General features: G+C 34.8%; 24 protein-coding genes. 15 read left to right on the plus strand and 9 right to left on the minus strand.

Annotation, left to right across the window (positions count from 1 at the left end):
- Positions 1-217: 217 nt before the first annotated feature.
- Positions 218-1,303 carry a tyrosine-type recombinase/integrase gene (locus tag ACVFVN_RS13610; RefSeq protein WP_456235687.1) on the plus strand — a complete coding sequence of 362 codons (1,086 nt, stop codon included), beginning with the start codon at positions 218-220 and terminating at the stop codon, positions 1,301-1,303.
- Here the strand turns inward: ACVFVN_RS13610 and ACVFVN_RS13615 are convergent.
- Positions 1,300-3,189, minus strand: coding sequence for an ABC-F family ATP-binding cassette domain-containing protein (locus tag ACVFVN_RS13615; RefSeq protein WP_456235688.1), 1,890 nt, complete (start codon positions 3,187-3,189; stop codon positions 1,300-1,302). The two genes, ACVFVN_RS13610 and ACVFVN_RS13615, sit on opposite strands and share 4 nt — an antisense overlap.
- A 192-nt stretch (positions 3,190-3,381) precedes the next feature.
- Here ACVFVN_RS13615 and ACVFVN_RS13620 point away from each other — a divergent pair, with 192 nt between their 5' ends.
- Positions 3,382-4,281, plus strand: coding sequence for a carbohydrate kinase family protein (locus ACVFVN_RS13620; RefSeq protein WP_456235689.1), 900 nt, complete (start codon positions 3,382-3,384; stop codon positions 4,279-4,281).
- Here the strand turns inward: ACVFVN_RS13620 and ACVFVN_RS13625 are convergent.
- Complete coding sequence (locus tag ACVFVN_RS13625) at positions 4,258-5,121, minus strand: glycoside hydrolase family 25 protein (RefSeq protein WP_456235690.1); 864 nt, start codon at positions 5,119-5,121, stop codon at positions 4,258-4,260. The genes ACVFVN_RS13620 and ACVFVN_RS13625 overlap by 24 nt on opposite strands.
- Positions 5,122-5,162: 41 nt before the next feature.
- A complete protein-coding gene (locus ACVFVN_RS13630; RefSeq protein ID WP_456235691.1) occupies positions 5,163-5,609 on the minus strand; it encodes a GreA/GreB family elongation factor in 447 nt (148 codons plus the stop codon).
- A 49-nt stretch (positions 5,610-5,658) separates the two neighbouring features.
- On the opposite strand from ACVFVN_RS13630, the gene ACVFVN_RS13635 reads away from it, so the two are divergent.
- On the plus strand, positions 5,659-6,315 hold the full coding sequence (locus ACVFVN_RS13635; protein WP_456235692.1) for a hypothetical protein: 657 nt from the start codon (positions 5,659-5,661) through the stop codon (positions 6,313-6,315).
- Here ACVFVN_RS13635 and dinB read toward each other — a convergent pair whose 3' ends face one another.
- The 4 genes from dinB to lpxK form a co-directional block, all read right to left on the minus strand.
- Positions 6,316-7,401: a DNA polymerase IV gene (gene dinB, locus ACVFVN_RS13640; protein ID WP_456235693.1), complete on the minus strand. Its 1,086-nt coding sequence runs from the start codon at positions 7,399-7,401 to the stop codon at positions 6,316-6,318.
- A 43-nt stretch (positions 7,402-7,444) separates the two neighbouring features.
- Entirely contained in the window at positions 7,445-7,960 is a 516-nt protein-coding gene (locus tag ACVFVN_RS13645) for a TlpA family protein disulfide reductase (protein WP_456235694.1), read from the minus strand.
- Positions 7,961-8,246: 286 nt separating this feature from the next.
- Entirely contained in the window at positions 8,247-9,062 is an 816-nt protein-coding gene (locus tag ACVFVN_RS13650) for a purine-nucleoside phosphorylase (RefSeq protein WP_456235695.1), read from the minus strand.
- Positions 9,046-10,071 (minus strand): tetraacyldisaccharide 4'-kinase, encoded by a 1,026-nt coding sequence (gene lpxK, locus ACVFVN_RS13655; RefSeq protein ID WP_456235696.1) that lies wholly within the window; start codon positions 10,069-10,071, stop codon positions 9,046-9,048. Before lpxK ends, ACVFVN_RS13650 begins: the two co-directional genes overlap by 17 nt.
- Positions 10,072-10,284: 213 nt before the next feature.
- On the opposite strand from lpxK, the gene ACVFVN_RS13660 reads away from it, so the two are divergent.
- The 6 genes from ACVFVN_RS13660 (at position 10,285) to ACVFVN_RS13685 (ending at position 14,674) form a co-directional block, all read left to right on the plus strand.
- Positions 10,285-11,142 carry a YicC/YloC family endoribonuclease gene (locus tag ACVFVN_RS13660; protein ID WP_456235697.1) on the plus strand — a complete coding sequence of 286 codons (858 nt, stop codon included), beginning with the start codon at positions 10,285-10,287 and terminating at the stop codon, positions 11,140-11,142.
- A gap of 53 nt (positions 11,143-11,195) precedes the next feature.
- Entirely contained in the window at positions 11,196-11,759 is a 564-nt protein-coding gene (gmk, locus tag ACVFVN_RS13665) for a guanylate kinase (RefSeq protein ID WP_456235698.1), read from the plus strand.
- 18 nt (positions 11,760-11,777) lie between these two features.
- Entirely contained in the window at positions 11,778-12,794 is a 1,017-nt protein-coding gene (gene nadA, locus ACVFVN_RS13670; RefSeq protein ID WP_456235699.1) for a quinolinate synthase NadA, read from the plus strand.
- 216 nt (positions 12,795-13,010) lie between these two features.
- Positions 13,011-13,370 (plus strand): dihydroneopterin aldolase, encoded by a 360-nt coding sequence (gene folB / locus ACVFVN_RS13675; RefSeq protein ID WP_456235700.1) that lies wholly within the window; start codon positions 13,011-13,013, stop codon positions 13,368-13,370.
- Between the two features lie 4 nt (positions 13,371-13,374).
- Positions 13,375-13,878, plus strand: coding sequence for an RDD family protein (locus ACVFVN_RS13680; protein ID WP_165136207.1), 504 nt, complete (start codon positions 13,375-13,377; stop codon positions 13,876-13,878).
- A gap of 64 nt (positions 13,879-13,942) precedes the next feature.
- Entirely contained in the window at positions 13,943-14,674 is a 732-nt protein-coding gene (locus ACVFVN_RS13685; RefSeq protein WP_456235701.1) for an SIMPL domain-containing protein, read from the plus strand.
- A 42-nt stretch (positions 14,675-14,716) separates the two neighbouring features.
- Here ACVFVN_RS13685 and dtd read toward each other — a convergent pair whose 3' ends face one another.
- Entirely contained in the window at positions 14,717-15,166 is a 450-nt protein-coding gene (gene dtd / locus ACVFVN_RS13690) for a D-aminoacyl-tRNA deacylase (RefSeq protein WP_456235702.1), read from the minus strand.
- Positions 15,167-15,175: 9 nt separating this feature from the next.
- Positions 15,176-15,628: a hypothetical protein gene (locus tag ACVFVN_RS13695; protein WP_165136216.1), complete on the minus strand. Its 453-nt coding sequence runs from the start codon at positions 15,626-15,628 to the stop codon at positions 15,176-15,178.
- Between the two features lie 110 nt (positions 15,629-15,738).
- Here ACVFVN_RS13695 and greA point away from each other — a divergent pair, with 110 nt between their 5' ends.
- The 6 genes from greA to ACVFVN_RS13725 all read left to right on the plus strand — a co-directional run bounded on the left by greA (position 15,739) and on the right by ACVFVN_RS13725 (position 21,566).
- Positions 15,739-16,206 carry a transcription elongation factor GreA gene (gene greA / locus ACVFVN_RS13700; protein WP_165136219.1) on the plus strand — a complete coding sequence of 156 codons (468 nt, stop codon included), beginning with the start codon at positions 15,739-15,741 and terminating at the stop codon, positions 16,204-16,206.
- Positions 16,207-16,234: 28 nt separating this feature from the next.
- Positions 16,235-16,624 (plus strand): HIT family protein, encoded by a 390-nt coding sequence (locus ACVFVN_RS13705; RefSeq protein WP_456235703.1) that lies wholly within the window; start codon positions 16,235-16,237, stop codon positions 16,622-16,624.
- A 62-nt stretch (positions 16,625-16,686) separates the two neighbouring features.
- Positions 16,687-17,853 (plus strand): ATP-dependent Clp protease ATP-binding subunit ClpX, encoded by a 1,167-nt coding sequence (clpX, locus tag ACVFVN_RS13710; RefSeq protein ID WP_456235704.1) that lies wholly within the window; start codon positions 16,687-16,689, stop codon positions 17,851-17,853.
- Positions 17,854-17,992: 139 nt separating this feature from the next.
- Complete coding sequence (locus tag ACVFVN_RS13715) at positions 17,993-19,972, plus strand: T9SS type A sorting domain-containing protein (RefSeq protein ID WP_456235705.1); 1,980 nt, start codon at positions 17,993-17,995, stop codon at positions 19,970-19,972.
- A 13-nt stretch (positions 19,973-19,985) separates the two neighbouring features.
- Positions 19,986-20,234, plus strand: a complete 249-nt coding sequence (locus ACVFVN_RS13720; protein WP_165136231.1) for a signal peptidase — start codon at positions 19,986-19,988, stop codon at positions 20,232-20,234.
- 48 nt (positions 20,235-20,282) lie between these two features.
- On the plus strand, positions 20,283-21,566 hold the full coding sequence (locus tag ACVFVN_RS13725; protein WP_456235706.1) for a peroxiredoxin family protein: 1,284 nt from the start codon (positions 20,283-20,285) through the stop codon (positions 21,564-21,566).
- Positions 21,567-21,570: the final 4 nt, after the last annotated feature.

Consider the following 21,570-nt stretch of genomic DNA (forward strand, 5'->3'; position numbering starts at 1 on the left):
GCCAGTTTTTATTTGAAAGCTCATCAACATTGTTGATGAGCTTTTTTTGTTTTAGAATATAATGTAAATGGAGAAAGGGAATAAAACAAAGTTGTTTTAAACACAAAATTTTGATGCTTTTAAAATTTGGCTAATATTTATTAGTTATAATTTTTTTAATTTCAACTTATATTTGTAAAAATCTTACTAAATTTATTAGTTTGCTATTGACACAATTATGGAAACTAATATTATTAATCAATTTCCTATGCTAGGCGTCTTAAATAATCGGAATATTATTTGGCTTGGAGATAAGGTTTCTTATGAAATTTTAAATATCATACGGGATAAGTTCAACATTAAGCTAGAGCTAGAAAGCGGAATTAATTATTTAGAAGATTCTGAATATGCTCGTTTTCTTCTCGGTCTTGATAGTCAATTTAAAGGGCGGAAATTTATTTCTAAAATACACTTTGACAATCTATCAGAATTCTACCGATACCTTGATTCTTTAGTATTAAAAGGATTTTCTACGAGTACTATTAAAACTTATTGTGGCGAGTTTGCCCAACTTCTAAATATTATTGGCGATTTTTCTGTGAAAAAACTTTCCGAAGACAAATTGAGAAGCTATTTCCTATATTGTCATATGGAATTGAATTTATCAGAAAACCAGATTCACAGTCGGATGAATGCTGTTAAGTTTTATTTTGAAAAGGTTTTGGGTAGAGATAAATTTTTTGTAGATATTCCGCGGCCAAAAAAGGCTCAGATTTTACCTAAAGCTTTGAATGAGAAAGATATCTCGAAATTGATAGATGTTACCACCAATGTAAAACATCAACTTATTTTGAAACTTTGTTATGGCATGGGACTTCGAGTAAGTGAAATTGTTAATATCAAAATTCAGGATATTGATGGAGTTAAGCTTAAAGTTCTTATCGAAAGAGCGAAAGGTAAGAAAGACCGCTATGTTAATCTTCCGAAAAGTATTTTGAAAGAATTAAGAGATTATTATAAAGAATACCGCCCTCAATATTATCTTTTTGAAGGAGAACCTGGCCAACAATATTCTAAACGCAGTGCACAAGCAGTTTTCAAACAAGCTATGAAAAAAGCGAACATCAACAAGAAAGTTGGTATCCATAGTCTGCGACACAGTTATGCAACCCATTTGTTAGAATACGGAACCGATATTTCTTTAATCCAAAAATTGTTAGGACATAATAGTATAAAAACAACCTTAATCTATACAGAAGTTACGGATAAGAATATTGCTAATGTTGTGTCACCTTTAGATCGATTAAATAAAAATAAATTTTAAGATTCTAATAGTTCTTGAAGTTCTAGCCAACGCAATTCTGACATTTCTAAGGCTTCCGAAATCTGTTCTAAATCTGTGGAAAGTTTAGCAATCTTGTCATAATCTGTTTCATTACTTAATGCATCAAGGATTGTAGCTCTTTTTGCTTCTAACTCTGGCAGGTCTTTTTCCAAAGTTTCCAACTCACGTTGGTCTTTATAGGAAAGTTTCTTTTTAGGCTTGTTGTTTTGTGTAGGAGCCTTTTCTACAGTTATTTTAGTTTTAGATTCATCTAGTTTTTTAGTTTCGGAATCTTGCGTTTTTTTCCATTCGCGATATTCTGTAAAATTACCGACAAAATCCTTAATTTTTCCTTGACCTTCAAATGCTAATACATGGTCAATTATACGATCCATAAAATAACGATCGTGGGAAACGATGATTAAACAGCCCTGGAATTGTAACAAGAAGTTTTCTAAAACCGTTAAAGTAGGCAGATCCAAATCGTTAGTTGGCTCATCAAAAATCAAAAAATTAGGATTTTGATACAAAACATACATCAAATGCAAACGTCGTTTTTCACCGCCTGAAAGTTTAGAAATTGGTGAATACTGCGTTTGATCATCGAATAAGAATAGTCTTAAAAATTGTGAAGCAGACAAGCTCCTCCCATTTGCTAATGGATAATATTCTGATTTTTCTTTGATGAAATCAATAACGCGTTCGTCTTCTTTAAAACTAAGACCTTTTTGAGAAAAATAACCGAAACTTATCGTTTCACCTGTTTCTATTGTCCCATGGTCAGCCTTTTCTAAATTCTGAATAATATTGAGAAATGTGGATTTTCCAGCACCATTTTTTCCAACAATTCCGACTTTCTCTCCACGCTGAAATTGATAACTAAAATCCTTCAGTAGAACATTGTCACCAAAAGCCTTGTCAATATTTTTAAGTTCAAGGATTTTTTTACCCAAGCGTTTCATTTCAAAATCCAGTTCTAGACTTTGTTTTCTGGTGTCGGTTTTTGCTACTTTTTCAGTTTCGTAGAAAGCGTCAATTCTGCTTTTGGACTTAGTGGTTCTTGCTTTTGGTTGACGACGCATCCACTCCAATTCTTTTCTATAAAGATTGTTGGCTTTGTCGATTGTGGATTCTAGATTGTCTTCTCGGATCATTTTATTTTCGAGATAGGTGGCGTAACTTCCGTTATGGACGTAGAGTTGTGCGTCTTCCATTTCCCAAATTATATCACAAACGGCATCTAGAAAATAGCGGTCGTGCGTTACGAGAAGCAAGGTGATTTTTTGTTTAGAAAGATAATTTTCCAACCATTCTACCATTTCGACATCGAGGTGGTTGGTAGGTTCGTCCATAATTAAAAGTACATGCCGATGTTCAGCTCTGGTCTCTGTAAGAAGCTTTGCAAGGGCAACACGTTTTACTTGTCCACCCGATAATTTGCCCATCTGGATTGATAAATCCGTAATTTGAAGTTGGGAAAGTATTTGTTTCATTTCGTTTTCCAAATCCCAAGCTTTGTGAACTTCCATTTCTAGAAGTGCCTTTTCAATAAAGTCATGGTTGCTCGACGTCAACGACAAATGATAATTTTTGAGTGCTACAATGGGTGGAGAGTTCAACGTCATCATGAATTCTTCAACCGTTAATTTGGGGTCAAAGTCAATCTCTTGGTCGAACAGAACAACTTGTATATCTTTATTAATGAAAATAGCACCATGGTCGGCAATCTCTTTTCCCATAAGGATTTTTAAGAGTGTCGATTTTCCACTACCATTTTTTGCGACAATCGCTATTTTGTCACCTTCATTAATATTAAAGCTAATATCTTCAAATAAAACCTTCAATCCATAGGATTTTGAAAGCTGTTCTGCCGTCACGTAATTCATAGTTCAAAAATACGAATAAGAATTGGCTTTGTTGCTTTTTATGAATTTGTTCCAATAATTTATTTTTTTTGATTTTACTATTTGTAAGGTTTTAGATTGATATAACTTAAAATTTGTTAAAAAATGTTATAATATTTGGAATATTTGGTAGTCATATTATAAAAATATTATCTTAGGTTTAAAATTAAATCTATGAGAAAAGCCATCTGTTTCGGAGAAGTATTATGGGATGTTTTCCCAAATGGGAAAGTTATTGGTGGAGCTCCTTTGCATGTTGCTGCTAGATTATCTAGCCTAGGTGTGCCATCTCGTATTGTTTCTAAAATCGGAAATGATGCGGCTGGAAGAACACTTTTAGAACATATTCAAAATCTTAATTTGACGGGTGTGTACATCAAAATCGATCAGGATTATCCAACAGGTGAAGCTATCGTTAAGTTTGACGAAAATTCTGAAGCTTTTTATGACATTAAAACAGCCTCGGCTTGGGATAATATAGAATTGACCAAAGAAATTGAAGAAGCTGTTTCCGCTGCAGATATTTTTGTATATGGCTCGCTGGCTGCTCGTGGACAAACATCCAAAGAAACATTGCATGAACTTCTTAAAAATGCAAAATACAAAGTTTTTGATGTTAATGTACGAAAACCTTATTGCGATTTTGATGAGATTTTGTTTTTAATGCGACAAGCAGATTTAATCAAACTTAATGAAATAGAACTTCGTTATTTGGTTAGACATCTTGGCGCAGAGAATGAATCTTTAGAATTAGATATTTTGTTTTTATCAGATTATACAGAAACTTCCCAGATCTGTGTTACACGTGGATTAGACGGTGCCGTTCTTTTAAGTGGTGAAAATCTTTATTCGCATCCTGGTTACGACGTGGAAGTTGTAGATACAATTGGCTCTGGCGATAACTTTTTAGCCGCTTTACTTTCCAAAATTCAAGATTGCGAAACCGAGCAGGATTTTAATGATTTGTTGGCTTATGCGAGTGCTGTAGGTGCGGTTGCAGCAACCAAAAAAGGTCCAGCTTCTAGAATTGATAAAGAAGAAGTTTTGCAATTAATCCAAGGTCAGTTGTCGTAAAGACCAATAGCTGCCGTTGTAAACGTTGAGATCAACTTTGACATTGATGCCGTAGGCAATTCCGTTTTCTGTGAATTGCCAGAATTGCCAATTTTCCTCTGGAGATGGCGCAGGAACATCGTTGTAATTGGCTAGCCAAAGTGGATAATCCTCGAACTCGCCTGCTAGTACATCTTTGTGATAATGATAATAGGTGTAGATAATTGGTTTTACACCATAAGCGTTTTCCATTATTTTTAACCAAAGTTTAAGATCAGCAATCAGTTGTGATTTGGTTTTACGGCGAGGCATTTTTTCAATATCCAAAACAGGTGGAAGATCGCCAGATTCTAATTTGACAACGGAAGCGAAAGAATTAGCTTGCAAAATAGGATCTTCGTCGGGACGGTAAAAATGATAAGCACCACGCAAAAGTTCATGCCTTTTGGCTTGTTCCCAAAAGTGATCGAAGTTTTTATCCGTTTTTTTGTTTCCCATCGATGCGCGGAGAAGAACAAATTTTAACGGAATTGTTTTGTTGCCGATGCTGAGACTGTCCCACTTTATATCTTCTTTATTTTGATAATGAGAAATGTCAAAACCAAACGTTTTTGTCGCATAATCGCCAATAATTCTATTGATGCGTTGCTCCTCTTGCTCAGAATTTTTTAATTTTTTGTGATGAAATTTGTTAAAATAACTCGAGTAATAAAAATGAATTTTTTCTTTTAAATAATAGCCTGTTCCAAAAAGACCAAAAAAAGCAAAAGCCAAGCTCCACCATAATAATTGGCGTTTTAGTCGACGTTTTTTTGATTTTGCTTGTCTTGATTTTTTATAATTCGGAACTCTTTTTTTCATCGGCGCAAAACTACAAAACAAATCCCGAAGTAGAGCGGATTTTAATAAATTTCCAAAATGGAAATATTTTGTTTGTTAAAGCTAACTATATCACCCGTTTTATGATTTAAAAGTGCTTGTGCGATGGGACTTTTATCAGAAATAACATAAAGCTTTTTGTCTTCAAATTTTATTTCTCCTAATGAAACTGAAACAAAAAAATCCGAAAGCGAAGTTTTGACGTAACTTCCCAGACTCACGACTTTCTTCTCAGAAAGCTTGATGTTTTTCAGTAAATTGTGTTGTTGTTTAAGTTCGTTAAGTTGAATTTGCAAATTGTTGATCTGTTGCTGCAACATTTCGCGTCCCGTTTCGTATTTGTCGCCCATGCTACTTTTGGTGTCATTATTTGACGTTCGCGTATCATCGATTAATTGTTCGAGTTTTGTGATTTTTTGATTTATAATTTCCAACAATTGCTCTTGAAGTGCTATTTTATTAATGGGCATTTTTTTAATTTTGAGGATTAAATCTTCGACAAAACTACTCAATGATCTTATGATTTCCTATAATTCTAAATTTAAAATTTTAATTTTCATCAACTTGGGACTTTTAATGTTTGGACAGAAAATGCCGCGCCCAGTAGAAGTTGTTGCCAATTATTACAAAGCTTTGGGAGGGAAAGAAAATTTGCAGCGCGTGACCTCTCTTAAAATGATGACAGAATTAAAAGTTGATGACAAAATTTTTCCTGGAACAGAAGTTTGGTTAGCGCCTAATATTTTTAAAAAATCTCAGAAATTAGGTGATGAGGAAATTGTACAGTTATTTGACGGGAGATTTGGTTACGTCAGCCAAGGCGATTTTCGGGAAACTTTTCCAAAAAATGTTATTGAAAAATTGAAACAACGAAGCTTGATAGCTGCGCAAGAATTTGATGTTAAAGATTTTAAAAATGTTGTTGAAATTAAAATGAATACAGCCGTATTTTATGTTTTGGAAAAGCCAGAAGTGAAAGTGTTTTTTGATAAGAAAACGAATTTACTCTCAAAAATTGAAACATCTGAAGCCAGCCAAAGTTTTGAAAATTATAAAATGTATGGTGAGATCATGTTTCCTACAAAAATATTGACCAAAACAAAAGATAAAACAACAGAGCTTATTTATCTGAAAATTGTCGTGAATGCCGAAGTGACTTATGAAGATTTGCGCTAATTAATCAAAATCTTCAAATGGGATTTTCAATTGTATCGAAACTTGTTTTTTTTCGTCGGTGTTGAGATTGGATAAGGACAGACCTAAAAGTCTTACAGCGCGATCAAAAGGTTTTTGTTGCCAAAGATTTTTTGCGGTTTTGTAATAATCGTCTTGGGTTTGGAAATAGTCCGTCTTTGTAAAACTTCGTGTAAAAAGTGAAAAATCTTTGTATTTAATTTTTAAAGTCAGACTTTTTCCAAGAATTTGGTGTTTCGAAAGTCGTGTTTCGAGCTCTTGCGAAAGATATTTTAATTTTTCGTCAATTTGTTGTTCATCCAAAAGATCATCAAAAAATGTACGTTCTACAGCAACACTTTTTTGTATCCGATTGGGTTTTACCTCACTATTATGGATGCCACGCACTACATTGTAATAATATTGTCCAGATTTCCCGAAAAGTCGTGTAAGCTCCTCAATTGTTTTTTTCTTAAGGTCCAAACCTTTGTAAATGGATAAGCTGAACATTTTGTTAGCTGTTACTTTTCCGACACCATAAAATTTTTCAATCGGAAGTTCTTCCAAAAATTTTTCGATATGTTGCGGATGTATGGTTTTTTGTCCGTTTGGTTTGTTAATATCCGAGGCTACCTTTGCCAAAAATTTGTTAACCGAAATGCCTGCCGATGCGGTAAGTCCTGTTTCATCAAAAATGCGTTGTCGAATTTCTTTGGCGATTTGGTTAGCAGATTTGATGTCTTTTTTGTTTTCGGTAACATCGAGATAAGCTTCATCCAAAGATAGTGGTTCGACCAGGTCTGTGTAGTCGTAAAATATACTTCTAATTTTTCGAGAAATGTCTTTGTAACGTTGAAAGCGATGAGGAACGAATATAAGATGAGGACATTTTTCTTTGGCTGTCTTACTTGGCATTGCCGATCGTACGCCATATTTTCTTGCTTCGTAACTTGCAGCTGATACAACGCCGCGATGACCGCCACCAACAGCAATAGCTTTGCCTTTCAGTTCGGGATTGTCGAGCTGTTCCACCGACGCATAAAAAGCGTCCATGTCAACGTGAATGATTTTTCTTTGTGGTAAAGGCATACACAAATTTAGAAATAAATAGACTTAAATTATTGATTTGAGTCTATTTTGAAAGTTGATCGATGGTCTTTTGGATGGCAGGATCTTCGGGAGATATTGCGTAATATTTTGCAATATTCGAAGATTGGTCAATCACCATGAATCTCGGAATCCAATTGAGTTCGATATAGTCATTGAAAGGATTTTTCCAGCCTGATGAGAACCAATAATTTTCTTTTTGCTTCATATTAAATCGTTCAATACTTCTGTCGAATCCTTCTTTGTTTCGTTCCAAAGAAAAGTAAATGAAGTCTATATTGGGATTTTTATCGGCGAGTTCATTAGATTTTGGAAGGGCTAGAATGCAGTCTTTGCACCAGCTTGCCCAAAAATCGATGACTAAAATTTTGCCTTTGTGTTGTTCCAAAATTTCTTTTACTGAAATGGATTTGCCTTCTTCGTCCTGCATTTTTTCAGCAAGGGCTTCTTGGCTAAATGTTGTTTTGTTTACGGATGGAATTTTTTGAGAAAAGCCTAAAGTGAAAATGGATAAACAAAAAATGGGAATTATCTTCTTCATTAATTCTAAAATCTAATATGACAAAGCTAAGTATTCTTGTTTGAGATTATCTTTTTTTTGATGTTAAAATTATATAAAAGTATTATTAAAATCGCGTTGAAAAATTTTTCTAAAAACTCTGTATTTGCGCCCCGGCGTAGGTGGAGCTCTTTTCTATCTACAAGGCTGTGGCGGCGAAGCCGCCACAGCCTTGTAGATAGAAAAAGCGGGAGCCGAAGACGGAAATGGCGCCCAAATAAAAAATGCATCCTTAAGTAGAATGCATTTAATTATATGTTTTAAAATCTTAATTGTAATTTTTAACAAGACCTTTTACGATTTTGATAACGTCTGGCATGGCTTTGTTAGCGGCATTCAGAACTTCTTGGTGGGAAACAGCAAAAGCAATTTCTGGACCGCCCAAATCGGTAATAATTGAAATGCAGAATACGTCCATGCCCATGTGCTTGGCCACGATAACTTCCGGAACGGTGCTCATCCCAACGGCATCACCACCGATGAAACGTACCAATCCGTATTCTGAAGGTGTTTCGAAAGTTGGACCTTGCAAACCAACATAGACACCTTCGTGTACCAAAATATTATTTTCTTTAGCCACATCGTGTGCGGTTTGTAACATGTTTTTGTTGTAAGCTTCGCTCATATCCACAAATCTAGGACCTAGCTCGTCGATGTTTTTACCACGTAATGGATGTTCTGGCATCATGTTGATATGGTCTTTCACCAGCATAATGTCACCAACGTGGAAGTTCGGATTAACACCACCTGAAGCGTTGGAAAGCAACAGGTTTTTGATTCCTAAAAGATGGAAAACTTTGAAGGGAAAAGTTACAGTTTCCATTGGATAGCCCTCGTAATAGTGGAAACGTCCACTCATCATAAGTACTTTTTTACCTTCAAGAATTCCGTAGATGAGTTTTCCGCCGTGACCAACAACAGTAACTTGGGGGAAGTTAGGGATATCTTCGTATTCTATCGTATGGATGGGTTGTACTTCGTCTTGTAATTTTCCAAGTCCAGAGCCTAAGACGATTGCAAAATCGGGTGTGTCATGGATAATATTTTTAATAAAGGCTGCTGTTTCTTTAATTTTTTCTAACATAATCGTTGATAATTTGATTAAACGCTTCTTGATTGTCTATTTCTACATTAATGGGCCAAAAAAAGATTTTATCTCTAAGATAATCGAAAGTTTTTAGTCTTACATAATCTTTTTCTGTGGTGAGGATAATTTTGTATTCTCCTAGTTTTTTATATTCGGATACTATTTTTTTGATGTCGTCATCAGAAAAATTGTGGTGGTCTTTGTATTTAAGATGGGTTACTTTGTTAGAATATTTTCCAACTTCTTTTACAATTTGTGTTGGATTTGCAATTCCAGTTATCAGAAGAACATCGTAATAATCCAGATTTTTAACAGGCATATATTTGTCGGCACTTATGATGTTTTCATCATATTCTATTGAAGAAAAAAACACTTTTTGATAATGTTGTGGTTTTATTCTCGAGATATAATATTGTTTCTTTTCTTCTGTAAGATCGTCTGGACATTTGGTTACCATAATAATGTCCGCGCGGCTTGCTCCTCTACGGCTTTCTCTTAAGTCGCCAGCTGGTAAGATGAAATCTTTAAAGTAAGGATCATTATAAACAGTTAATAAAATGTTGAGTCCTGGTTTTATAGCGCGATGTTGATAGCTGTCGTCCAAAACTAAAACATTGAGGTCCATGTCTTCAATCAGTTTTTTGGCGCCAAATACGCGGTCTTCACACACGGCAATTACGAAACGATTTTTAAACCTTTCGAAAAGCTGCATGGGTTCGTCACCAACACTTTTGTAGTTGCTGTCATAGTTTACTACATGATAGCCTTTGGTCATTCTGCCATAGCCCCGGGACAAAACACCCGTTCTGTAATATTTGGAGAGATAAGCTGCCAAATACATTACCATAGGCGATTTGCCACTTCCGCCCACGGAGAGGTTGCCTACGCCAATGATAGGAGTTTTGAATCGTTTTGAAGAAGAGATTCCCCAATCAAACATTCGGTTTCTAATAGAGGTTCCGAGATGATAACCAAGGGAAAAAGGGTAGAGATACCATCTTTTCATAGCCGACAAAATTACAATAATCGATTGTCTTTATCAATAGGTTTTTGTCTAAAAAGGATTAATATTTATCAGTTTATTGAAAATTTTGAACCAAAAAATATTTAGCGCCTCTTTAAAATTCAAGCAAAACACAATTTATATTGATTATTAAGAATCTTTGAAAGGCTTTTCGAGGAACATCGTTATATTTGCATATTAATAAGAAAGTCAATTATGGTATTATCAATGACGGGATTTGGCCGTGCAGAAGGTGTTTTCGAAGGAAAAAAACTTACTGTCGATATCAAATCACTCAACAGCAAAACATTCGACCTTAACATCAAAGTGCCTCTTCGGTATAAAGAAAAAGAATTTGATGTTCGGAAATTGCTGAACGATAAATTGCTTCGTGGAAAAGTAGATTGTTACATCAATTGTGAAAATCTTGAAGATAGCAACGATGTCAATATTAATAAAGAAATTGTAAAGTCTTATATCGCCCAACTTAGTGATATTTCGCCAGGTGCAGAAGCTGTAGAATACTTGCAGATGGCCGTTCGTATGCCAGAAGCGATTAGCAACAAAACAACGGATCTAAATGATGAAGAATGGCGTTTTCTTTTAAAAATTGTTAATGAAGCGATTTCTAAATTCTTAGAATTCCGTACCACAGAAGGTGCAATTTTGCAAACCGAATTAGGAAAAAACATCAAAAATATTGAGCTTAAATTATCCGAAGTTCCACCTTATGAAGAAGAAAGAATTGTTGCAATAAGAGAGCGTTATCAAAATGTTTTGAAAGAATTCGAAAATGTTGACGAAACGCGTTTTTACCAAGAAATGGCTTATTATACAGAAAAGCTAGATATTTCTGAAGAAAAAGTGAGACTGGCGCAACATCTTAAATATTATAATGACGTCATGAATACTGAAGATTTTAATGGAAAGAAATTAGGTTTTATTTCCCAAGAAATCGGACGCGAGATTAATACACTTGGTTCCAAAGCCAACCATGCAGCCATCCAAAAATTGGTTGTAGAGATGAAAGATGATCTCGAAAAAATTAAAGAACAAACCCTTAACGTTTTGTAAAGTATAATTTTCAGTTACAACTTAGTTTTGTAATCATAATTATTAAATGAAAAATGAATAAAGTAGTCATATTTTCGGCACCATCAGGAAGTGGGAAAACCACTCTGGTAAAACATTGTTTGGCACATTTTCCAGAATTGCAATTTTCGATTTCTTGTACCACGCGTGCCCCACGCGGAGACGAAAAATATGGGGTTGATTATCACTTCTTGAGTCCAGACGATTTTAAGAAAAAAATTTCTGAAAATGCCTTTGTTGAGTTTGAAGAAGTCTATACGGACAAATTTTATGGTACGTTGAAGGACGAAGTGCAAAAGATTTGGGATAATGGGAAAATCGTTATTTTTGATGTAGATGTCAAAGGCGGTGTTAACTTGAAAAAGATTTTTGGAGAACAAGCGCTTTCTATTTTTATTGCACCGCCAAGTATTGAGGAGCTAGAACGTCGACTGATTACTCGAGGAACAGATAATCTAGACACTATAAAAACGCGTGTAGCCAAAGCCGAGGAAGAATTAACTTACAAAGATCAATTTGATAAAGTTGTCGTTAATGATGTTTTAGAAATAGCAACTCAAGAAATGGAAAATATTTTGACGGCCTTTATTAAAGCCTAATTTTAAGCACAAACTAATATGGAAAGTACATTAGAAAAAGCAACATCCAACCTTCCTGTTAAAGGTTTTTTAGATATTAAAGACATTGCAATTCCGCAAGGACAAGATCTTGTAGATGCAATTTTGAAATTAAAAAAAGAAAAAAATGCTGTGATTTTGGCACATTATTATCAACCTGCAGCGATTCAGGATATTGCAGATTTTTTAGGAGATTCACTTCAACTAGCACGTCAAGCAAAAGATACCAATGCAGATATGATTGTTTTCTGTGGTGTACATTTTATGGCAGAAGCAGCGAAAATCCTTAATCCGACTAAGAAAGTGGTATTGCCAGATACCTTGGCAGGATGCTCTTTAGCAGATGGTTGTAGCGGAGAAGGTCTTCGGAAAATGAAAGCACAACATCCAGGTGCTTTAGTAGCAACGTATATCAATTGTAATGCAGAGACAAAAGCAGAAAGTGACATTATTGTGACCAGCTCTAATGCGGAAACTATTATCAATGCATTACCCAAAGACCAACCAATTATTTTTGCACCAGACAAAAACTTGGGTAGATATTTAGCTCAAAAAACTGGTAGAGATATGATATTGTGGGACGGTAGCTGTATTGTTCACGAAGCTTTTTCTATGGAAAGAATTGCCAAACAATTGGCAGAAAATCCAGATGCAAAACTTATCGCGCATCCAGAGAGCGAAGAAGCGGTGCTTAAGTTGGCGCATTTCATAGGTTCTACTTCAGCTTTATTAAATTATGTTGAGCAAGACGATTGTCAAAAATTTATCATTGCAACGGAGGAAGGTATTCTTCACGAGATGAAAAAGCGTGCGCCACATAAAGAACTTATTCCCGCGTTGGTGTTCGATGAAAGTTGTAATTGTAGCGAATGTTTCTTTATGAAACGAAACACCATGGAAAAACTTTATCTATGTATGAAGTACGAACTTCCAGAAATTCTTATCGATGAAGAATTGCGTCTTAAAGCTTTGAAACCAATTGAAGCGATGTTGGATTTGTCAAAAAGTATTAAGTAATAGGGCAATCCCGCGCCGAAGCTTTCCCAAGCTAGCGGTCGGGCTGTACGCTATATCTTGAGCGCTTCGCTCGGTCGACTCCGCGATGCTCCGTCGCCTCGCTCCGCTCCCAAGGATGCCGCTTCCATCCCTATTGCAATCAAAATAGAAATAAACTACAAGTTTTGTTGAGAAATTGGCAAAACTTGTTTAGTTTTACGAAAACGATTAAAGCCTATGAATTCAAAAATTATCCTTGAAAACATTAAGATATTTGCCTATCACGGTGTTTTACCAGAAGAAACGATATTAGGAACCTACTATATTGTCAATGTAGAATTACATGCAGATTTATCGAAGGCCACAGCGTCGGATGATTTGGAAGATACCATTAACTATGCCGAAGTCAACGATGTCATTCATCAAGAAATGAATGTGCCTTCCAAATTGTTAGAGCATGTTATTGGCAGGATTATTTCGAAACTAGAAACAAATTTTCCGCAGCTCAGTTTTATAAAAGTAAAACTAACCAAAACCCGTCCGCCAATGCATGGTGAAATGAAAGGCGTTAGCATCGAGATGGAGAAAAAACTATAATTGTATGAAGCCTAATTACAAACGCGTTAATCGATTTAAAGCCAGCCAAATGACGCGGTTTTATAATTTAATAATTGACAGTATTTTTCTTTTCATTCTCAATTATTGTATTGGGATGATTATCGGTCTTCTTTATGTGTTAACTAACTCTATGTTTATCTTAAAATTAATCTATAGTTTGGAAGACAAATTAATTAATTGGATGTTTGGAGCGGTAACTATGATACTGTATTATTTCTTGTTCGAATATTTTTCAAAAGGAAGAACAATTGGAAAGTTAATCACAGGAACTTGCGTTGTTGACATTAATGGATTGACGCCTTCCAGATGGGAGTTTTTTACAAGAACTTTATCAAGAATAGTCCCTTTTGAAGCTTTTTCTTTTTTATCAAGTGTAGATAGGGGCTGGCATGACCGCTGGAGCGATACCGCCGTTGTACAGTGGAAAGACTATAACGAAGATATTCAGCAAGCAGTGGCATTAGATGAATTAGGAAAGTCTACATAATTATCATTATCAAAAAGCTTGGAATAAACTTTGATGTCATTTCGGAACACTAAAAACAAAAAATATGAAACAATACATTACGGTTGGCATCGCTGCGTTGGGGCTTATAATCGCTGCCGCTTTTCTCGGAAATGCAATCAAAAACCGTAACAAAGCAGATAATACAATTTCGGTAACAGGTTTGGGATCCAAGACCTTTACTTCCGATTTAATTACCTGGTCGGGAAGTTTTTCAAAAAATAATTTTGATCTAAAATCGGCTTATGACGAATTGGCGATTGATAAAAATGTCATTGCGCAATACCTAAAATCAAAAGGAGTTAAAGATGATGAGATGGTTTTTTCAGCGGTAGACATTCAGAAAAATTTTCGAAGTTATAATGACGCAAATGGGAACTATGTGCAAGGCGAATTTGCTGGGTATAATTTATCACAAAGCGTTAGCATAGAATCCAAGGAAGTTGCGAAAATCGAAAATATATCACGAAATATTACAGAAATTATCAACCGCGGTATTGAATTCACCTCTTCTTCTCCACAATATTTTTATACCAAACTTGCGGAAGTGAAACAACAAATGATTGCCGATGCGACCAAAGATGCCAAAGAACGCGCTGAAAAAATTGCCGATAATGCAGGAAGTAGTCTTGGTAATCTTAAAAAAGCAACCATGGGTGTTATCCAAATTACAGCGCCAAACTCCAACGAAGACTATTCGTACGGCGGGACTTTTAATACTTCATCAAAAGAAAAAGAAGCATCAATTACCATAAAATTAGAATATCAGGTTGACTAATTTTACTAAAAAATATTTCAAAAAAGCTAGATTCTTGAAAATCTAGCTTTTTGTTTTACTATCCATTACAATCGTTACAGGACCGTCGTTGATTAAAGAAACTTTCATGTCTGCGCCGAAGATTCCACTTTCTATTTTTAAAGATGATTTTTTGAGTTCAGCCTTAAAATACTCAAATAATGGAATGGCCTGGTCGGGTTTTGCAGCTTTAATGAAAGAAGGACGATTCCCTTTTTTGTAATCCGCAATCAATGTAAATTGGCTGATGCAAAGGATTTCGCCACCAATATCTTTTATGGATAAATTCAGCTTTCCTTCCTCATCACCAAAAACTCTCAGGTCCAGTATTTTTTTTATTAACCAATTGGCATCTTCCTGATTGTCGCTTTCGTCAATACCAATTAAAAGCATAAAGCCTTTTCCAATTTCACCAACAATAACATTATCTACTTTAACCGAAGATTCGGAGACACGCTGAATAACAACTTTCATTTTTAAAATTTAATAATACACAGAAATAGTTCCCGATGCAGCATCGTATGCAAATGGATACGTTTTTGGCGGAAGCCCTTTTGAGGTTTCATTAATCGGAGTTCCGTTCATCATCCATTCAGCACCATCTTTTGGACAAACTATCGTCGTATTGTCTTTTACATAAAGTATTGTTTTGTCGGTGTCTGGACAGATGTGTGGTGCGTTACGATCAAAAATTTTAAAACCAGAATTGGTGTTTACGATGATAAGTCCATGCGTGCCAGAGCCTGCCTGGTCAACATACACCCAACCGCCCTGATAGTTCAAAGCATGGTACAATGGTGTGTTGATATTGATGCTTACATTGATTTGTACTTGTGGGAAACAAGAAACGGTTTCGGCACGTTCACTACAGGAGTTGATAATGAATAAGTTACTGAAAACCAGAAAAATAATTGGCCCAAAATGCTTCAATCTCATTTTCATATCAAAATTAATTTATATATTTGTCAAAACGATTCAACACAGCAAAAATTATATCCGGCAAAGGTCGGATAATTTTTTTATATCAACGTTAAAAAATTATTGACATGAATTACGTGACTAAAGAGGGGTTAGATAAAATGAAAACCGAGCTAGAACGATTGGAATCTATCGAAAGACCGAAAGTGACGCAACAGATTGCAGAAGCGAGAGATAAAGGTGACCTTTCTGAAAATGCAGAATACGATGCTGCTAAAGAAGCGCAAGGTCTTTTAGAAATGAGAATTTCTAAACTGAAAGATGCTATCTCTGGTTCAAAAATTATTGATGAAAGTTTATTAGATATCTCGAAAGTTTCCATTCTTACAACAGTTAGATTGAAAAATCATGCTACGAAAGCAGAACAAAAATTCACACTTGTGCCTGATAATGAAAGTGATTTGAAATCAGGGAAAATATCTGTTAATACTCCAATCGCAAAAGGTCTGCTAGGGAAAATCGTGGGTGATGTTGCAGAAATTGTATTGCCAAATGGTAATAAGTTAACTTTTGAAGTTTTGGAAATTAGTCTGTAAATTTGCAAAAGATTTAATTTTTAAAATAATGAGTTCTATTTTCACAAAAATCATCAACGGAGAAATCCCAAGCTACAAAATAGCCGAGGATGACAACTTCATTGCCTTCCTAGATGTTATGCCTTTGGTGAAAGGTCATACTTTGGTAATTCCAAAAAAGGAAGTCGATTTGATATTTGATTTAGAATCTGAAGATTTTAAAAATCTTTGGGGCTTTGCCCAGCAGGTTGCAAAAAAAATTGAAAAGGCAATTCCTTGCAAAAGAGTCGGCGTTGCCGTGGTGGGATTAGAAGTTCCACACGCGCACATCCACTTGGTGCCGCTTAATGCTATGCAAGATCTTAATTTTGGGAATGAAAGGCTTAAGCTAAATCCTGAAGAATATCAAGCAATTCAAGAAGCTATTACAAACGCATAATTTAAAAGAAGCAACTGCTTCTTTTTTTATCATTATAAAAGAAAAACGTACAGAATTATTATATGAATCCGAACCAATGTTCTTTCTGTGGAAGAAAAAGAAATGAAGTACAAACCCTAATATCTGGGCAGAATGGTTTTATCTGCGAAAACTGTATCGAACAGGCACATGCTATTGTTAAAGATAGTATGAAAGCTAATGGCGATGCTGGATTTACAATGGAAGAATTGTCAAAGCCCAAGCAGATTAAAGAATTTTTGGACGAGTATATTATTGGTCAAGATCAAGCTAAAAAACAATTGTCAATCGCGGTGTATAACCATTATAAAAGACTACTTCACAAACAAGATGAAAATCGCGAAGTAGAAATTGAGAAATCAAATATCCTAATGGTTGGCGAGACTGGGACGGGTAAAACCTTGTTGGCAAAAACAATTGCAAAACAGCTTAATGTTCCTTTTTGTATCGTAGATGCAACGATATTGACAGAAGCAGGCTATGTAGGAGAAGATGTGGAAAGTATCCTGTCCAGACTTTTGATGGTGTCCGATTATGATGTTGAAAAAGCAGAAAGAGGTATCGTCTTTATTGACGAAATTGATAAAATCGCCCGTAAGTCTGATAATCCCAGCATTACAAGAGATGTTTCTGGAGAAGGCGTTCAGCAAGGTTTGTTAAAACTTTTGGAAGGAAGTGTTGTTAATGTGCCACCGCAAGGCGGAAGAAAACATCCTGATCAAAAATATATTCAGGTGAATACACAGAATATTTTGTTTATCGCGGGAGGTGCTTTTGATGGTATTAAAGAAATCATCGAAAGACGTCTTAACAAGCAAGCGATCGGTTTCAGCGCAGAGAAGCTTAATAATACCGAGGATGACGAATATATTTTGAGCCAAATCAATGCGATCGATTTAAAATCATTTGGACTAATCCCCGAACTTTTGGGAAGATTTCCTATTATTACCTATCTTGAGAGTTTGACGAAAGAAACTTTGGTAAGAATTATGAAAGAACCAAAAAACTCTATTATTAATCAATTTGTAGAATTGTTTAAGATGGATGGTGTTAAGCTAAGTTTTACAGATGAAGCTATTGAAAAAATAGTTGATGATACCGTAGAAAAGGGACTTGGCGCTAGAGGACTTCGTGGTACAACGGAAAAAGTTTTAGAAGATTATATGTATGATATTGGTAATGTGGAAGAAATTGTAATTAATAAGACCTAAACTAAAGTATGTTTGAAAATGAATTAAAATATTCTTAAAAATGAATTAAGTATTGATTTTTAAGGATATGATTTCATATTTTCAAAAAAAAGGCATAGTTTTGCAATTGATAAAAACACATAACACAATTTTGTAAATCATGAGAAAAACTTTATTAACTTTAGGAACTATTGCTGCTTTTGCACAAGTTCATGCTCAAGATAATTTCACATATATTGGAGATAAAGCTTATTTTAAAGTAAGTGAAGGTGCATTAGTGTATAGCAAAGATCTTAGTATGCGTACGGTTGGCTCTGGTGTTCTCGATGTTTCTGGCGATGTTATGATTGATGGAGGAGTCAGTAATACTTTCGAGACAGTCAATACCAACGGAAGTGCCAAGAGTAATGGAGGGAATATAATTCTGAGAATGAATAATGCTTCCAACAATACTTATGGGCAGTTGTATATTGAAGGTTTTAACCAAAATAATATAACAGGTATAGTAGATAAAGAGTATCGTGAGAGAAAACATGGTACTTATCAACAATTATCATTGCCATTTTATGGGAAAATTTTATCGACACTAAATACTGAATTTGGAAAACCTTTTTCCGATGTAAGATGGTCAAAAAATGAAATCCTAAAATGGAATAACCCAAAACCAAGATTCGATATTTTTTCAGTAAATCAACAAACTTTAACTGGATTAGAATATATTGCATTAGGCTCAGGAAATTTTGACGCATCGAGTAATCCAACTGTAGGAATTCAGAATCCAAATGTTGCGACTAACGCAACAGTGCCTAACTATACAAATGGCGTCTATATTGTAAGAGGGAAACCTATCGCCGATACACAAAGCAAGACTGCAAGGCTGTATGGCGCAGGACTTGGTATTGATTATGGAACCAGCGGACAGGTTAGAAATTTACATGGAGAAACTTATAATTCTTATCTTCAGGATAATTTTGATGCCTCTGTAACCAATCCATGGTTACAAGCCAACTTCGGTAAAAATCTTTATCAATATGGAAACCCATATTTAACCAATTTAGATCTAAGTCAAATAGGAATTGTAGAATCGGCTACTATAGGAGATGGAAATGCTATTCCAAACATACAAGGTATTAGATTCGATCCAGGAGAAGTTACTTCAGATAGCGATGGTGCAACTTATTCTACTAACGCAAGATATATTACCTATGCTGGAGGGGTTCCTGTAGCGGATGTTAATAATGCTATTATTAAACCAATGCAAACCTTTGTAGTAAAGTTGGCAAATAGTGTGGATAATGCGTCTTATAATTTGAATTTTAAAACCCTAAGACGTTTTAAATACACAGCCCGCGCAGCAAATGTCAATTATGACGTTACCGCAAATAGAGGAGCTTCCGCAACGACTGTTAAGCAACTTGGTGTTATTGCTTTAGATGCTAACGGGAAAGAATTGTCAAGAACCTATTACGTTGTCTATGCAGATGCTAAGACAGGTATGTTGGATTTAAACCAAGTGAGTTCGCAGGTAACAGCAGGACCTATAGATATTATTGGTACCTATGAGGAAAAGCCAGACGGAGGTATGGATACTAATTTGTCCGACAAATATTGGCTGTATGTTAACGAAGCTAACGAAACTAACTTTGCTGGAAAGCCAATTGTAATGGAGCTGTATAGCAATGATATTAAATCATTAAAATTCGAAATTCTAGAAGATGCCGAAATGATTGATGATAACCAAAGTTTATTATCATCAGGTAAAGCTTTTTATATTCGTAAAAGTGATTCTTCGGAATTGGTAAGTATTTCTCAAGGGAAAATATTAGATATAACAGGAGATCAGTTTAATCTTTATTATGATAAACCTAATGATGCGACTTTAGGAAATGATGAGGCTAAAATGTCTAGATCTAAGATTGCATACAATCCGAATATTGATGAATACGTTTTACTTTTTGATCCAAAATGGAATGAAGCAGACGTTAAGGTGTATGACATAAGTGGCAAATTGATATTATCAAAAAATAGAGTTTCAACAAAAAAAGATTTGATATTAGATATCCAGAAGTTCAACGGAACCTATGTTGTAACTGCAACATCTGAAAAAGGTGAACTATTTAATGGTAAAATTATAAGATAAAACACAAACACATATGAAAAATTCTTTTTTTAAATATCTTGCTTTAGTACTTTTTTGTGCAAATCAGTTCGTTTTAGCGCAGATGGCGCCACCGGTGCCAGAGTCCCGACCAGGTGCAGGAGGAGGTGGTGGAGCCGGAGGAGTTGGACCTGGTGGACAACCGAAAAACCCAATCGATATGTATGAATATGTTTTAGTAATTGCTGCAATTCTTTTGGTATTCTACTTCTACCAACGAAATAAGAAATTAAAATTATCTTAATATCATAAAAACTCACTTATTATTAAGTGAGTTTTTTATATTTGTAATATGAGAAATATAGCGCTGGCTCTATGTATTTTAGGAGCTTCTACTGTGTCCGCACAATTTAAGGTTAATGCTAATTTGCCTTCCAATTTTGAAGTTAATGATGCTTACTTATTCGGTTATGATGGTTCCAAAGATATTTTATTAGGAAAAGGAAGCATAAAAGGAACTGATCTGAAAATTTCCGTTCCCAAAGCGTATAAAGGAATGTTGCGTTTAGTGCTTTTTCCTTCCAATAATAGCATTCAGATGGCTTCGGAGAATAAAGACATCACGCTTAGTATTAATAAAGTTGAAAACAAAGCCATTAAAGATGTGAGCTTTTCCGATGAGGTTAACAAATATTTTGAATTTTCACAAAATGGACAAAAGAAAAAAGAAGTCATTTATCCCGCACTTCTGCAAATAAAAGAATATTATACGCCTTCCGATACGTTTTATTCCGCATTAGAAAAAGAAATTCTGGCACTATCTTCTGCTGAAGCTTCGAGTAATAATTATCCCTTTATTAATTATTATAACGAAACTTCATCAAAGTATGTTAATAACCCGAATTATAAATCAATCCCTTTACAAGAATACATTAATTTCTTTAACAATTCGGGAAGCTATTTAGAAACCTCGTCTTTGTTGAAGCCCGCACTTATTTCGTATCTTAATGCTGCTGGTAAAGATAATGTGAATACAGATATAGAAAAGCTGTTAAAAGCTGTTAATATTGAAACACCAAGAGGTCAGACCATTTTGTCAGAATTAATTGATATTTTTGATACGTATGAGATGCATGACCTTAAAGACAAATATTTCAAAGAAGCAAAAGATCTAAAATGTACAATTAATGACAGGCTAGCCGGAACTATTAAAAGTATTGATGATGTCAAAATAGGATCTACATTTGCAAATGCTGATTTATATAATACTTATAATACAAAAGCTAAATCAATCTATGATGTAAAAGCCGACCACAAAGTTATTGTATTTTGGTCTTCCACTTGTTCACACTGTACAAGCGAGTTGCCTCGATTCATCGAGAAATATCCAACGATGAAAACCAAGAAAATCGAGATTATTGGTTTGTCGCTAGATGCCGATCTTAAGTCTTATGCGGATATGGCATCAAAATTTCCATGGATAAATGCATCAGAAGCCAAAGGTTGGTATAGCGACTATGCAAAAAAATATAATATCCACGCAACGCCAACTTACTTTATATTAGATAGTTCTAATAAAATAGTTGCGAAGCCTAATCATCTCAATGAAGTTTTTGATTATTTTAATCTAAAATAATTTT

The sequence above is a fragment of the Soonwooa purpurea genome (genome assembly GCF_053891095.1).

Bases quoted from the DNA above. Each gene is read 5' to 3' on its own strand.
- ACVFVN_RS13610 (WP_456235687.1), top strand. From the start codon at position 218: ATGGAAACTAATATTATTAATCAATTTCCTATGCTAGGCGTCTTAAAT.
- ACVFVN_RS13615 (WP_456235688.1), bottom strand. From the start codon at position 3,189: ATGAATTACGTGACGGCAGAACAGCTTTCAAAATCCTATGGATTGAAG.
- ACVFVN_RS13620 (WP_456235689.1), top strand. From the start codon at position 3,382: ATGAGAAAAGCCATCTGTTTCGGAGAAGTATTATGGGATGTTTTCCCA.
- ACVFVN_RS13625 (WP_456235690.1), bottom strand. From the start codon at position 5,121: ATGAAAAAAAGAGTTCCGAATTATAAAAAATCAAGACAAGCAAAATCA.
- ACVFVN_RS13630 (WP_456235691.1), bottom strand. From the start codon at position 5,609: ATGCCCATTAATAAAATAGCACTTCAAGAGCAATTGTTGGAAATTATA.
- ACVFVN_RS13635 (WP_456235692.1), top strand. From the start codon at position 5,659: ATGATTTCCTATAATTCTAAATTTAAAATTTTAATTTTCATCAACTTG.
- dinB (WP_456235693.1), bottom strand. From the start codon at position 7,401: ATGCCTTTACCACAAAGAAAAATCATTCACGTTGACATGGACGCTTTT.
- ACVFVN_RS13645 (WP_456235694.1), bottom strand. From the start codon at position 7,960: ATGAAGAAGATAATTCCCATTTTTTGTTTATCCATTTTCACTTTAGGC.
- ACVFVN_RS13650 (WP_456235695.1), bottom strand. From the start codon at position 9,062: ATGTTAGAAAAAATTAAAGAAACAGCAGCCTTTATTAAAAATATTATC.
- lpxK (WP_456235696.1), bottom strand. From the start codon at position 10,071: ATGAAAAGATGGTATCTCTACCCTTTTTCCCTTGGTTATCATCTCGGA.
- ACVFVN_RS13660 (WP_456235697.1), top strand. From the start codon at position 10,285: ATGGTATTATCAATGACGGGATTTGGCCGTGCAGAAGGTGTTTTCGAA.
- gmk (WP_456235698.1), top strand. From the start codon at position 11,196: ATGAATAAAGTAGTCATATTTTCGGCACCATCAGGAAGTGGGAAAACC.
- nadA (WP_456235699.1), top strand. From the start codon at position 11,778: ATGGAAAGTACATTAGAAAAAGCAACATCCAACCTTCCTGTTAAAGGT.
- folB (WP_456235700.1), top strand. From the start codon at position 13,011: ATGAATTCAAAAATTATCCTTGAAAACATTAAGATATTTGCCTATCAC.
- ACVFVN_RS13680 (WP_165136207.1), top strand. From the start codon at position 13,375: ATGAAGCCTAATTACAAACGCGTTAATCGATTTAAAGCCAGCCAAATG.
- ACVFVN_RS13685 (WP_456235701.1), top strand. From the start codon at position 13,943: ATGAAACAATACATTACGGTTGGCATCGCTGCGTTGGGGCTTATAATC.
- dtd (WP_456235702.1), bottom strand. From the start codon at position 15,166: ATGAAAGTTGTTATTCAGCGTGTCTCCGAATCTTCGGTTAAAGTAGAT.
- ACVFVN_RS13695 (WP_165136216.1), bottom strand. From the start codon at position 15,628: ATGAGATTGAAGCATTTTGGGCCAATTATTTTTCTGGTTTTCAGTAAC.
- greA (WP_165136219.1), top strand. From the start codon at position 15,739: ATGAATTACGTGACTAAAGAGGGGTTAGATAAAATGAAAACCGAGCTA.
- ACVFVN_RS13705 (WP_456235703.1), top strand. From the start codon at position 16,235: ATGAGTTCTATTTTCACAAAAATCATCAACGGAGAAATCCCAAGCTAC.
- clpX (WP_456235704.1), top strand. From the start codon at position 16,687: ATGAATCCGAACCAATGTTCTTTCTGTGGAAGAAAAAGAAATGAAGTA.
- ACVFVN_RS13715 (WP_456235705.1), top strand. From the start codon at position 17,993: ATGAGAAAAACTTTATTAACTTTAGGAACTATTGCTGCTTTTGCACAA.
- ACVFVN_RS13720 (WP_165136231.1), top strand. From the start codon at position 19,986: ATGAAAAATTCTTTTTTTAAATATCTTGCTTTAGTACTTTTTTGTGCA.
- ACVFVN_RS13725 (WP_456235706.1), top strand. From the start codon at position 20,283: ATGAGAAATATAGCGCTGGCTCTATGTATTTTAGGAGCTTCTACTGTG.